This window comes from Chryseolinea serpens (assembly GCF_900129725.1).
In the GTDB taxonomy this organism is placed as follows: domain Bacteria; phylum Bacteroidota; class Bacteroidia; order Cytophagales; family Cyclobacteriaceae; genus Chryseolinea; species Chryseolinea serpens.
Window position 1 is genome coordinate 796,948 of record NZ_FQWQ01000002.1, and the last position, 12,392, is coordinate 809,339.

8 protein-coding genes are annotated in these 12,392 nt (G+C 51.7%); 7 read left to right on the forward strand and 1 reads right to left on the reverse strand.

Features of this window, described 5'->3' with window-relative positions; all coding sequences use genetic code 11:
* Positions 1-66: 66 nt before the first annotated feature.
* Positions 67-4,290 (forward strand): CHAT domain-containing protein, encoded by a 4,224-nt coding sequence (locus tag BUB30_RS17250; protein ID WP_073136310.1) that lies wholly within the window; start codon positions 67-69, stop codon positions 4,288-4,290.
* A gap of 132 nt (positions 4,291-4,422) precedes the next feature.
* Here the strand turns inward: BUB30_RS17250 and hflX are convergent, their stop codons facing one another.
* The gene (gene hflX / locus BUB30_RS17255; RefSeq protein WP_073136312.1) at positions 4,423-5,622 is read right to left on the reverse strand and encodes a GTPase HflX; all 1,200 of its coding nucleotides are present in this window, start codon (positions 5,620-5,622) and stop codon (positions 4,423-4,425) included.
* 177 nt (positions 5,623-5,799) lie between these two features.
* On the opposite strand from hflX, the gene BUB30_RS17260 reads away from it, so the two are divergent.
* From BUB30_RS17260 to BUB30_RS17285, 6 genes are all read left to right on the forward strand, one after another.
* Complete coding sequence (locus BUB30_RS17260) at positions 5,800-6,912, forward strand: glycosyltransferase family 4 protein (RefSeq protein WP_073136314.1); 1,113 nt, start codon at positions 5,800-5,802, stop codon at positions 6,910-6,912.
* A 16-nt stretch (positions 6,913-6,928) separates the two neighbouring features.
* Positions 6,929-7,480, forward strand: a complete 552-nt coding sequence (gene rfbC, locus BUB30_RS17265; protein WP_073136316.1) for a dTDP-4-dehydrorhamnose 3,5-epimerase — start codon at positions 6,929-6,931, stop codon at positions 7,478-7,480.
* 108 nt (positions 7,481-7,588) lie between these two features.
* Positions 7,589-8,263 carry a polysaccharide biosynthesis/export family protein gene (locus tag BUB30_RS17270; protein ID WP_143164966.1) on the forward strand — a complete coding sequence of 225 codons (675 nt, stop codon included), beginning with the start codon at positions 7,589-7,591 and terminating at the stop codon, positions 8,261-8,263.
* Between the two features lie 9 nt (positions 8,264-8,272).
* Entirely contained in the window at positions 8,273-10,606 is a 2,334-nt protein-coding gene (locus BUB30_RS17275) for a GumC family protein (protein WP_073136318.1), read from the forward strand.
* Entirely contained in the window at positions 10,606-11,337 is a 732-nt protein-coding gene (locus BUB30_RS17280; protein ID WP_073136320.1) for a tyrosine-protein phosphatase, read from the forward strand. The genes BUB30_RS17275 and BUB30_RS17280 overlap by 1 nt, the downstream gene beginning before the upstream one ends.
* Positions 11,338-11,386: 49 nt before the next feature.
* Positions 11,387-12,367, forward strand: a complete 981-nt coding sequence (locus BUB30_RS17285; RefSeq protein WP_084138199.1) for an NAD-dependent epimerase/dehydratase family protein — start codon at positions 11,387-11,389, stop codon at positions 12,365-12,367.
* Positions 12,368-12,392 lie beyond the last annotated feature (25 nt).

Genomic DNA, 12,392 nt, shown 5'->3' on the forward strand with positions numbered 1-12,392 from the left:
GCCAAAGCGCCTTCCCCCACTGTCGAAAATTCATTACATTAGTAGTCCAATTCAAATACTTGCTCCATGAAACTTGCCAGGTTGCTCCTGTTAGTGGTGATATGTGTCGTTGCCGCTGAGCCCTTGTTTTCCCAAAACAAAAAGTTTGACAAAAGCCTTAAAAAGGTCGATGCCAGCTATGCCTCCGGAAGTTTTGCGAAAGCTGCCAGCGGGCTCGAAAAACTGAAGAAATCCATCGTGGCAAAGATGGGACAACAAAATGCCTACATGCCCGGCTTGCTGCTGCGCGAAGCCCGCATCAACCTCGCCTCAGGCATGCTCACCGACTTTGACAAATCCCTGACCGACGCCCTGGCCAACAGCCAGACCATGTATGGCGACAACAGTGCAACCTATGCCGGAAACCTCATCGACGTGGCCGAGATCTACAATGACTATGGCAACTTCCGCGTGAGCCGCGAATACCTGGAAAAAGCCAAGGAATCGCTCACAAAAACCAATCAGTATTCCGATGCACTGAAAGGACGCGTGGCGTTGGCCGAAGCCGAAGCCATGACCGGCCAGGGCTTCTGTAACGACGCCGTCGCTACCCTGCGCAGCGTAGAGAGCTATTTCGCGGGCCGCGCAGTAGAGAAAGAAACCAAGGTGGAGGGCACGACCATCAAAACGGTGCGTGTACCCGACGAAGAATTGTTGTCGCGCTACACCAGCTATGCACACCTGCTCACCCTGACCGCCAATGCCTACGCCAAAAAGGGAAACCTGCTCTCGGCCGACTCCGCCTTTAAAGCCGCTCAAGTGTGGATCCGCAAAAACCAACGCTTTATGGGCGAGACCAGCCTGTACCTGGTGCAAAACAACTTCCTCTACGCCCGCATGCTGGTGGACAACGGCAACGAGCACCGCGAGAATGATCTCGAATTCGACAACCTCCTGAACGACCTGAAACGTCGCGCCAACCCCACCTACACCCTGGGTCACGATATCTATCTCGCCTATCTCCACCAATTGCTGGAAGAGGAAAATCGCGCGCGTTACCTGAACGTGAAGCTGGAATACGAGAAGATGATCGACAAGTATTTCCCGAAGACAAGTCTCGTGCGCATCAATTTGAAAGCCGTAGAGTTTGATTCAAAGTTTCAACGCGACAAAACCAAGGACCTGGAATCGGACGCGATCGCCCTCATCAAATCGAAATCGCTTCCCAAAAATTACCGCACCACCGAGCGCACACTGAATTTTTTGTATGAAGTGACGCTGCGCGAGAAACGCTATACCAATGCCGAAGGCTACCTGACACAGATCTCAGAAATTCAGAAAGAGCTTTATGGCGAAACCTCACCGGAATATCACCTCTCCCGGATCCGGTTGGCCGGTTTCTACCTGGACTACACCAACAAGATCGATGAAGCTTCCAAGATCTATGAAGAAAGCTACACCAAGATCGTCTCGAAGGAGATCGGCCCCTGGCACAAGGACAACCTCAACATCCTGAATCACCTGGCCACGCTCTATGAATACGCCGACAAATACACGCAAGCCACCGCCACGCTCGACAAAGCTTCGGATGTGGCACGCTCGAAGTTCGATGACAAAGATCCGGACTATGGCGTGGAACTCGACCGCATTGCTGGGTTGCAGATCAAGCTCGGACAGTACGAAAAAGCCGAAGGGAACATAGCAAAAGCTTTGACCATCCTGGAAGAATACCGCAAGGATGATGCGCGCATAGGCGACTATGTGCACGTGATCGAAACGCAAGCCAAGTTGTTCGGGATCAAAGGCCTTTTCGATGAAGCCGAAGATAACCTTGAGCGGTCGCGAAAGCTCATTGAAAGAGGAAAAGTGGCTGTCGGCAGCGAGTTGAGCACGGCCGAAGAGTTAACGGCCTTGTTCATTCAACTGGGACGCTATTCCGAAGCTGATCGTTTATTGAACACGCAAATCCCCGAATACGAACAACTCTATGGCAACACCTCGTTGCGACTCATCGAGCCCCTGGTGAACAAAGGACGTCTCGCCCTGGCGAAAGGCGACTACACCGAAGCCGAACGCATCGCCTCGCGTGCCAATCAGATCGCCACAAAATCCTATGGCGAGATCTCGACCAAGACCGCCCCTACACAAAAATTGCTCAGCGATATCTACTACACGTTGGGCGATTACGACAAGGCCGAGAAGAATGTAATCAAAGCCATCACCAGCCAGGAAAAACAATTTGGAAGAAACCACGTGGAAGTGGCCAAGTCGCTCTCGCAACTGGCCCTCATCAAGTTCTACAAAGGCGACAAGCCGAAGGAAGTTGAAAAGCTCATGCTGGAGTCGCGCGACATCATGGCGGCAAAACTGGGCAAGGACAACCCGCAGTATGCCGAGATCCTGAAGAACGTTGCCGTGCTCTACATCTCCGAAAAGAAATTCGACCTCGCCTTCAACTCGCTCACCGTGGCCGAAAGCATTTGGCGCGCCAAGACCGGCACCAAGAACAACATCAACGCCGCAGCCATCTATACGTTGACGGGCGATGTTTATTATCAACTGAAGAACTATAAGAAGGCCGAAGAATTCTATAATCAATCGAAGAACTTGTACGAGAAATTTTTCAGCATTACCCACCCCGAGTATGTCAAGGTGCTGTCGAAGCTGAGCAAGGTGGCCTACATGCAGAAGGACTACAAGCGGTCGAAGCGCCTCATTGAGGAGTCGCTGACCAACTACGAAAGCTTTATCAAACAATATTTCCCCGCCCTGAGCGAACGCGAAAAAGCGAAGTACTGGAACACCATCAAAGGCGACTTCGAATTCTACAACACGCTTGCCCTGAGCAACCTCGACGACTTCAAGGACCTGTCGGGCAAAGTATACAACTATCAGCTGCTTACGAAGGCGTTGCTGCTCAGCTCGTCCATCAAAATACGCGAGCGCATCCTCAACAGCACCGACGACCAGTTGAAGATGCAATACAGCACCTGGGTACAAAAGAAAGAACTCCTCACCCTGGCGTTGTCCATGAGCGCCGCACAACTGATGGAGAACGGCATCGACCCCGCTGCGCTGCAACAGGAGGTGGAACGGCTCGAGAAAGATCTCAGCCAGCGTTCGGAGTTGTTCGGCCAGAGCTTCGAGAACAAGCGCATCACCTACGATGATGTGAAGAAAGCGCTCAAGCCCAATGAAGTGGCCATCGAGATGGTGCGTTACCGCTATTTCAATCACGACTTCACTGACTCGGTCATTTACGCCGCGCTTTACCTGAAACCCGACCTCTCCCGGCCGAAGGCCATCCTGATCAAAGACGGCAAAAAGCTGGAGACCCGCTATTTCAAATTCTATCGCAACGCCATCACCGGCAAAGTGCCTGACGAAGTTTCCTATGGCGTGTTCTGGAAACCCATCCAGGATGAGGTCGGTCAGTCGGCCACGATCTATCTTTCTGCCGATGGCATCTACAACCAGATCAACCTCGAAGCCATTCCCACCCCCGATGGCAAATACGTGATCGACAACGCCAACATCGTGTTGGTCAGCAACACAAAAGATCTTTATATCCGGAAGATAAAATCAAAACAAAGCGCCACGGAAAACACAGCCTCCTTGTTTGGCAATCCAACCTTCTATGCTGCCGCCACCAGCGACCCATCCATTTCATCGTTGCCGGGCACCGAAAAGGAAGTGACCCAACTGCAATTCATCATGAAACAAAAAGGATGGATCACCGCCGAGTATATCGAACAAACGGCATCGGAAGAGAATGTGAAGGAGATGAACAGTCCAAAGATCTTTCACATTGCCACGCACGGATTTTACCGGCCCACGGCGCAAGCCACATTGGAGGATGAGTTACAGGGCAGCGAAGCCACATTAAATCAAAATCCCCTGATGCGCACCGGCCTGCTCCTGCGCGGAGCCGGTGACTTGATGGAAAAGACAGAATACAACTACAACATGGAAAACGGCATCCTCACCGCCTATGAAGCGATGAGCCTGAACCTGGACAAAACTGACCTGGTGGTGCTGAGCGCCTGCGAAACAGGCCTGGGCGATCTCGAAGCGGGCGAAGGTGTGTATGGCTTGCAACGCGCCTTTCTCGTAGCCGGCGCCAAAGTCCTTATCATGAGCATGTTCAAGGTAGACGACGACGCCACCCAAAAGCTGATGCTGAAGTTCTACCAGAAATGGTTCAACTCCGCCAACCTGCGTCAAAGCTTTATTGATGCCAAGAAAGAAATCAGGGTGGAATATCCCGAGCCAATCTATTGGGGTGCCTTCATGATGATCGGGCTGGATTGATCTGGCAAGTTATCGATGCGGAACTCAAAGGTTGAACCGCCTCGCCTTCGCTAAGCTTCGGCGAGCGCAGAGGCGTTAGCGAAGGTGAGGCGGTGAAAATTTCACTCAGAAATTACAGATCATTTCTCAGGTCTATACCTGCTCCTGCGGCCAAGGCGCGAACTCATAGCCGTCCTTGAAAAAGTTAGGGAAGATCTGTACGTGCTTTTGCTTGATCTCCTCAAACATCATGCGCTTCAACGCCGTGATGTTTTCGTTTTTTGTGGCCGACACAAAAATGACGTGTTCATACCCCATCTCGCGATAGTAGCCTTTCCGTTCCTCGAGGTCTACATCGGGATGTTGTTTCTTATACAGATCGATCTTGTTCAACACCAGGATGGTGGTGATGTTCGCTGCGCCAATTTCCTGTAGTGTTTTAGAGACCACTTCGATCTGGTTGTCGTGAAACGGATGCGCAAAGTCCACGACGTGGAGCAACAAATCGGCCTCGCGCACTTCGTCGAGGGTGGATTTGAAGGATTCAATCAGGTGATGGGGGAGCTTGCGGATAAATCCGACCGTATCGGAGAGCAGGAACGGCACATTGCCGAACGTTACTTTGCGCACGGTGGCATCGACGGTGGCAAACAATTTGTTTTCGGCCAGCACCCCGGAGCCCGACAACAGGTTCATGAGGGTTGATTTACCCACGTTGGTATAGCCCACCAGCGCGACCCGCACGACGTTGCCGCGCGATTTGCGTTGCGTGATCTTTTGCTTTTCGATCTTCTCCAGCTTGTCTTTCAGAATGCTGATCTGGTTCCGGATGTTCCGGCGGTCGGTCTCGATTTCGCGTTCCCCGGCACCACCCCGTGTTCCGGTTCCCCCGCGTTGCCGTTCCAAGTGGGTCCACATTCGGGTTAGGCGGGGCAATAAATATTGGTTTCGGGCCAGCTCCACCTGGGTGCGGGCCTGGGCGGTTTGTGCGCGAAACAGAAAAATATCAAGGATCAGAAGGCTGCGATCGTAGATGCGCACTTTGGGTTCATCGGCGTCGCTGGTATTGAATTCCTTTTCCAGGTTGCGGAGTTGGGATGGGGTGAGGTCCTCGTCAAAAATGATATTGTTTACCTTTTTCACGGTCACAAATTCCTTGATCTCGGCCAGCTTGCCTTTGCCCACGAACGTCCGGGAATCGGGGTGTGGAAGATTTTGCACAAATTGTTTAATGGTCTTCACGCCAGCCGTCTCGGCCAGGAAGGCCAGTTCGTCCAGGTGTTCCTGCGTAACTTCCTGATCCTGTGCCCCTCCCAGGGCTACCATTACGGCTGTTTTTTCCTTAACTGTCATTCGTTTTTTACTTAGCGTCAAACATAACGGATAAATTTTAAAGTAAGTTTTAGGGCGGCTGTTACTTTTCATACCTTTGATGAATCTAAACCAGAGATATTTAGAGAAAACCTGATTTTTCGACCTTTTGTCGGATTTAGGATCGGATAAAATTCTCACAATCAGAGCCCAGAGAGGATGAGAGTCGCGATCGTATTAAACACATCCTGGAATATTTTTAATTTCAGGATGAACTTCATACGCGCCCTGCAAGCGCAAGGCCACGAAGTACACACTATAGCCCCGGTAGATGAGTATACGCACCTGATTGCAGAAGCCGGTTGCGTTCACCACCCGGTAAAAATGGACAGCCGCGGTGCCAACCCCATAAAGGATTCGGCTTTGATCGCCGAGCTTTTCTTTATCTATCGCCGGGTTAAGCCCGACATTATCCTGCACTACACCATCAAACCCAATGTTTATGGCACCCTCGCGGCCAGTATGTTGGGTATTCCTGTCATCAACAACGTTTGCGGTCTGGGCACGGTCTTTTTGAAAGACAACATCGTGTCGGCCATCGCCATGTTGCTCTACAAGATCAGTTTCCGGTTTGCAAACAAGGTGTTCTTCCAGAACCCCGACGATCTCAAGCTCTTCCTTGACAAGAAACTCGTGCCGTCCAAAGCTGTGGACATCCTGCCCGGTTCGGGCATCGACCTGAAACGCTTTCAACCCACGCCATTCAAACGAAATGAAAAGTTCACCTTCCTGCTCATCTCGCGCCTGATCACCGACAAAGGCGTGATCGAGTACATCGATGCGGTCCGTAAACTCAGGGGTAAAGGCGTCGATGCACATTTCCAGGTGCTGGGCGCAAAAGATCCCCTGCACAAGCGTGGTATTCAGCTCGATGTTATCCAGGAATGGATCGACAGCGGCACCATCGAATACCTGGGCACCACCAATGACGTACGCGGTTTTATAAACAACGCCGACTGCGTCGTGTTGCCCTCCTATCGCGAAGGCACTCCCCGGACCCTGCTGGAAGCCGCCAGCTCATCCAAACCCATCATCGCCACCGACGTACCCGGATGTAACCACGTGGTAAAAGACGACTTCAACGGATTCCTTTGCCGCCTGAAAGATGCCGACGACCTGGCTGAAAAAATGAAGCGTATGGCCGGCCTGGCCGACGAAAAACTGAAGGCCTTTGGTAAGAACGGACGGGCAAAGATGGAGGCAGAATATGATGAATCTCTTGTCATAAACAAGTATCTTGCGGCCTTGTCGGATTTTCGGCAAGCATCCTAACCCAACGATACCTTTCATGGAAGTCAAAACAACCGGGATAGAAGGTCTGGTGGAAATTATTCCCACCCTCTACAAGGACGATCGAGGCTGGTTTTACGAGTTCTACAAAGAAGATACCTACCGCAAGCATAACATCACTTATCGCTTCGTCCAGGAAAACACCTCCTTTTCAAAAAAAGGCGTCATCCGCGGATTGCACATGCAACGGCCGCCATACGCCCAGGCCAAATTGGTGACCGTGCTGTCGGGAAAAGTGCTCGATGTGGTGGTGGACCTGCGCACCGGCTCGAAAACCTTCGGACAAGTTTACTACTGTGTATTGGACGGAGAACACCGTAATATGCTGATGGTGCCCGAGGGATTTGCCCACGGGTTTGCCGCCCTGGAAGACTCGGTCTTCTTCTACAAATGCTCCAATCTCTACGATAAAGCCTCCGAGACCGGCGTTCGCTGGAATGATCCTGAACTGAACATTGACTGGCGCGTACAAGATCCTATCATTTCCGAGAAGGACAGGGTATTGCCCACGATGGACGAATTGTTAGGAAAATCCGTAATTTCACGGTAATGAACCAACGCCTTGTACGTGAAACAACTATTTTTTTGGGCCTCTAACAGCGCGCTCCTTCTTTTTTGCGTCCTCCTCTCGTCCTGTGCCTCGTACAAGCAGAACATCATGTTCAAAGTACCGGAGGGGACCGTATTGAAACAGCAGACCGAAGCCGCGGAAAAGAACTATGTCATCCAGATCAATGATCAATTGCAACTGGAGGTTTACACCAACAACGGCGAGCGGCTCATCGACCCCGATCGCAAGCTGACACAGGACGGCGTGGATCAGAACGCTGCAAAAGAAACGGAACCCACTTACCTGGTAGACGTGAATGGCGTCAGCAAATTTCCCATGGTCGGCAACACCAAAGTGGTGGGACTCACCATAGGCCAGGCCGAAGAAATACTACAGCAAGCCTACGCCGTTTATTATCAGCAGCCTTTTGTGAAACTGAAGTACACCAACAAACGCGTGGTGGTGCTGGGGGCTCCCGGCGGACAAGTCATTCCGTTGGCCAATGAGAACATGCACCTGGTGGAAGTGCTGGCCCTGGCCAAAGGCTTGGCCAACGATGCCAAGGCTCAAAATATCCGGGTATTGCGCGGCAAGGAAGTTTTCGTAGCCGATCTCACCACCTTCGATGGATATTTGAAAAACAATATTGCTATGGAACCTGGCGATGTGGTCTATGTAGAACCCGTTCGCAGACCGATCTCGGAAGGCTTTCGCGATTATGGCGCGGTCATCAGCGTCGTCACCAGCCTCACTACGCTGATGGTCGTTCTCCTGAGCCTTTAACAAAAAGAAATGTTGGAGACACCAAAAAACATACAGCCCCAGCAATCACAGGCCAACGAAGCCCTTGACCTCAATAAGCTGAAGACCACGCTCAAGCGCAATTGGCTTTGGCTGATCATTCTATTTCTCGTCATCAACAGCGTGGCCTATCTCAAGGTACGCTACACCAAAAATCTCTACGAGTCATCGTCGGAACTGAAGCTGGATATAAAAAATGAAGCGACGGAGTTTGGCATCAAGCCCACAGTGGAAGATCCGAATTTCAACTTGCTGTCGGGCGAGATCGAACTCATTGAGTCGCGATTGTTTTTGGGACGCGTGCTGGACTCCTCCGATCTGAATGTGAGCTACTTTAGTGTGGGCCGCGTGCTGAACGACGAGCTGTTCCAAAACGCACCGTTCCTGGTCCGCTACAAAGCACAAAATGAAAGCAGCTTCAACGTACCCATTCACCTCGACGATAGCGGGAGCGATGAGTTCACGCTCCAGGTAGGCGACGAGGGCCAGAAAACAACGGGCCGCTACAATTCGAAAGTAAGCCTGAACGGCGTCGACCTCTACATCGAAAAAAATGAAGCCTTCCGGAAAGGTGATGAGATCGGCTATTTCTTTGTGTTGAACACCCGCGATGCGTTGTTGGGATATCTGCTGCGAAGCCTGACGGCCGAGCCGCTAAACTACAACGCTCACACGCTGCGCATTTCCTTCAAAGACAATAATCCGACCAAAGCCACGGCCATCCTCAACAAGATCGATTCCATTTACCTGCATTACAGCTACGAACAAAAGAACCTCGCCAACAAGCAGAAGATCGACTGGGTCTCGAACGAACTCGTCAACATCGAGCACAAGATGGAGGACTTCGAAAATTACTTCGAGAACTTCACCCTGCAGAACAAGACCAACAACCTGGACGAGGACTTGAAGAAAACCGTGTCGGCCATCAACCGCCTCGACTCCCAACGGTATGAACTCACCAATAGGATCGTGGAAGTGAACACGCTGATGGACGGGATGAAGGCCGGTGACTTGTCCATTTCGCTGACTCAACTTCACGCCTTGCCGCCCACGGTGGCCAAGAACCTGGAGCAACTGGAAGACCTCTACCGGGACCAGGAAAAACTGAAGCTCTCCTATAATGAAGCGACCTTCGCCTATCGTCAACGTCAAAAAGACATCGAGACCCTTCGCGCAAAAGCGAGCCGGCAGTTGGAGGAGCAGCGCGCGGAGTGGATCAAGCGCCTGGACCAGATCAATCAAAAAAAGGCGCGGCTCGAACACGAATTTGTGAACATTCCCGACAAGAGCACACAGTTCTCCAAGAATCTTCGCTTCTATAAACTTTATGAGCAATTCTATTTGTCGCTCATGCAATCGAAGTCCGAGTTCGAGATCACCCAGGCCGGCAGTGTTCCGGATTATAAGATCCTTTCACCCGCCAACTTGTCGTATACCCCGATCTCGCCCAACAAACTGATGATCACAGGCATCGGGTTTGTGGGAAGCTTCGTGGCGATGTTGCTGCTGGTGGGCTTGCTCTATGTGTTGAACAACAAGGTCACCAGCCTGCTGGATATTGAACGGGTGACCAGTGTGCCCATGCTGGGCGTGGTGCCCTCCTCGCGGCAATTCACCAAGAATGGCTTGCACGTGCTCGACCATCCTAAATCAATGGTCAGTGAAGCCATCCGGACCTTGCGCACCAACCTGGACTTTTTCAATATCAACGGTCAACGCAAAGTGATTGCCGTGTCGTCGACCGTTTCGGGCGAAGGCAAATCTTTTATCGCCCTCAACCTGGGCGCGGTGATGGCGCTGTCGAAAAAGAAGGTGGTGCTCCTCGACCTCGACATGCGCAAACCCAAACAGAATTTGCCGGTCACGGTAGAGGACCCCTCCAAGGGCATCAGCACGGTGCTGATCCGGAAAAACACCTGGCAGGAATGCGTATCCACCACCGCCCTGTCCAACTTCGACTACATTCCTTCCGGACCGCACCCTCCTAATCCTTCCGAGTTGTTGCTGAACGGCGAGTTTGAAGAACTGCTGAACGACTTGAAGACCCAATATGATTATATCATCCTGGACACGCCCCCGGTTGGACTGGTCACCGACGGTATTATGGCCATGAAGCGCGCCGACATTTCGATTTATATTTTCCGCGCCAACTATTCCAAGAAGGATTTTGTTCTCAACCTGCAACGCATCATCAACATCAATAAATTCTCGAACATCACCACACTGCTCAATGCGTTGCCATCCACGGGCGAACAGAGTTATGGCTACGGCTATTACGAAGAGCCCGGGACCCGACCTTGGCTAAAGAAAATTTTTAATACTTAGTGTTTTCCTGGTTCAAAAAAAAGACGGCCCCTGCCCACCCGGCAAGCTTGCGCATCGACATTCACTCCCACCTGCTACCGGGGTTGGACGATGGCGTGCAGACCTATGAGGACGCTGAAGAGATCATTACCCGCTTCGAACAACTCGGCTACCGCAAGCTGATCACCACACCCCACGTGATGAGCGACGCGTACCGGAACACGCCGGAAATCATTGGCGACGCCCTGCAAAAACTGCGCGCCCATCTCAAAGAACGCAACATCAGCATGGAGGTGGACGCCGCCGCCGAATACTATCTCGATGAGAACGTTTTTCGCATGCTCGAAAACGATGCGCCCCTGCTCACCTTCGGGAAGAAGCTTCTGCTTTTCGAGACCAACTTCCTGAACGAGCCCTTTAACCTGAAAGAGTTTATTTTCAAGGCCAACACCAAAGGCTACCGGCCCGTGCTGGCCCATCCCGAGCGCTATCTCTATTTGCAAAACGACATCGAGAAAGCAAAAGACCTGATGGACCGCGGCGTGTTGCTGCAGGTCAATATCAGTTCCATCACGGGCTACTACTCCAAAGAGGCGCAACGCACCGCCCACAAGCTGATCGACAGAGGTTGGGTGCATTTGCTGGGAAGCGATTGCCATGCAAAGCAACATGTGCAATTGGTGGGCGTGGCACAAAGCCAGAAGCATTTTCAAAAAGCATTATCTTTGCCGCTCCTGAATAATTCACTCTGACCTTTCGTTTTTCACTACCTTGCCCCTGTATGCATAAACAGCCCATATCATGATCGCGGTTACCGGAGCCAATGGCTTGTTGGGCAGCTTCCTGGTGCGAAAACTAGTGGAGAAGAACGAAGTGTTTGTGGCGCTCAAACGACAAGGCAGCGATACTTCATTGCTCAACGATATCGCCGACAAGATCACCTGGCGCGATGCCGATGTGCTCGATGCCCAGGCGATAGACGAAGCCTTTCATGATGTGACACACGTCTTCCACACCGCGGCCGCCGTGTCATTCAATCCACGTCGTGCGAAAGAAGTGCTGAATGTAAATGCACTGGGTACACGTCACGTGGTGAATGCTGCGCTGGTGAATGGCGTGAAGCGATTGGTGCACGTCAGCTCCGTGGCCGCGCTGGGCAGACAAAAAGATCAGAACCTTATCACTGAAAATAACAAGTGGGTAGACAGTCCCCTAAACAGCGTCTACGCACAATCCAAGTACCTGGCAGAGCTGGAAGTTTTCCGTGGCCAGGAAGAAGGCTTGTCCTCGGTCGTGGTCAATCCCTCTCTGATCCTGGCGCCGGCAGACTGGACGCGCAGCAGTGCGCAGTTGTTTAAGTATGTGTGGGACGAGAAGCCTTTCTACATGGATGGCTTTTTGAACTATGTGGACGTGCGCGACGTTGCCGATTTGAGTTACCGATTGCTAAACCATCCCGTACAAGGCGAGCGGTTTATCGCCAGCGCGGGTAAAATTTCGTATTCGGATTTTTTTTCCAGCATAGCAAGGAAATTCAACAAAAAATCACCGGGCATCAGAGTCTCTAAGGGCTTGCTTTCGGTGATGGCAGCAGTGGAGGCAGTGCGTGCGAAGGTTGCGGGTGTAGAACCGCTTGTTACCCGCGAAAGGGCGCGTTTGGCAGGCACCGAATTTTTGTATGAGAGCACCAAAATCCGCAACACGCTCAATTTTGAATTTCAACCGATTGATGAAACCCTTCAATGGTGTTGCGAATATTACATGGAGAAAAATCCACACTAAAAATTAATTCGAAAGGTCTTAGCTT

What these genes read in the sequence shown, in the direction of transcription:
- hflX (WP_073136312.1), bottom strand. Translation starts at nt 5,622, where the DNA reads ATGACAGTTAAGGAAAAAACAGCCGTAATGGTAGCCCTGGGAGGGGCA.
- BUB30_RS17260 (WP_073136314.1), top strand. Translation starts at nt 5,800, where the DNA reads ATGAGAGTCGCGATCGTATTAAACACATCCTGGAATATTTTTAATTTC.
- rfbC (WP_073136316.1), top strand. Translation starts at nt 6,929, where the DNA reads ATGGAAGTCAAAACAACCGGGATAGAAGGTCTGGTGGAAATTATTCCC.
- BUB30_RS17270 (WP_143164966.1), top strand. Translation starts at nt 7,589, where the DNA reads ATGTTCAAAGTACCGGAGGGGACCGTATTGAAACAGCAGACCGAAGCC.
- BUB30_RS17285 (WP_084138199.1), top strand. Translation starts at nt 11,387, where the DNA reads ATGATCGCGGTTACCGGAGCCAATGGCTTGTTGGGCAGCTTCCTGGTG.
- BUB30_RS17275 (WP_073136318.1), top strand. Translation starts at nt 8,273, where the DNA reads ATGTTGGAGACACCAAAAAACATACAGCCCCAGCAATCACAGGCCAAC.
- BUB30_RS17250 (WP_073136310.1), top strand. Translation starts at nt 67, where the DNA reads ATGAAACTTGCCAGGTTGCTCCTGTTAGTGGTGATATGTGTCGTTGCC.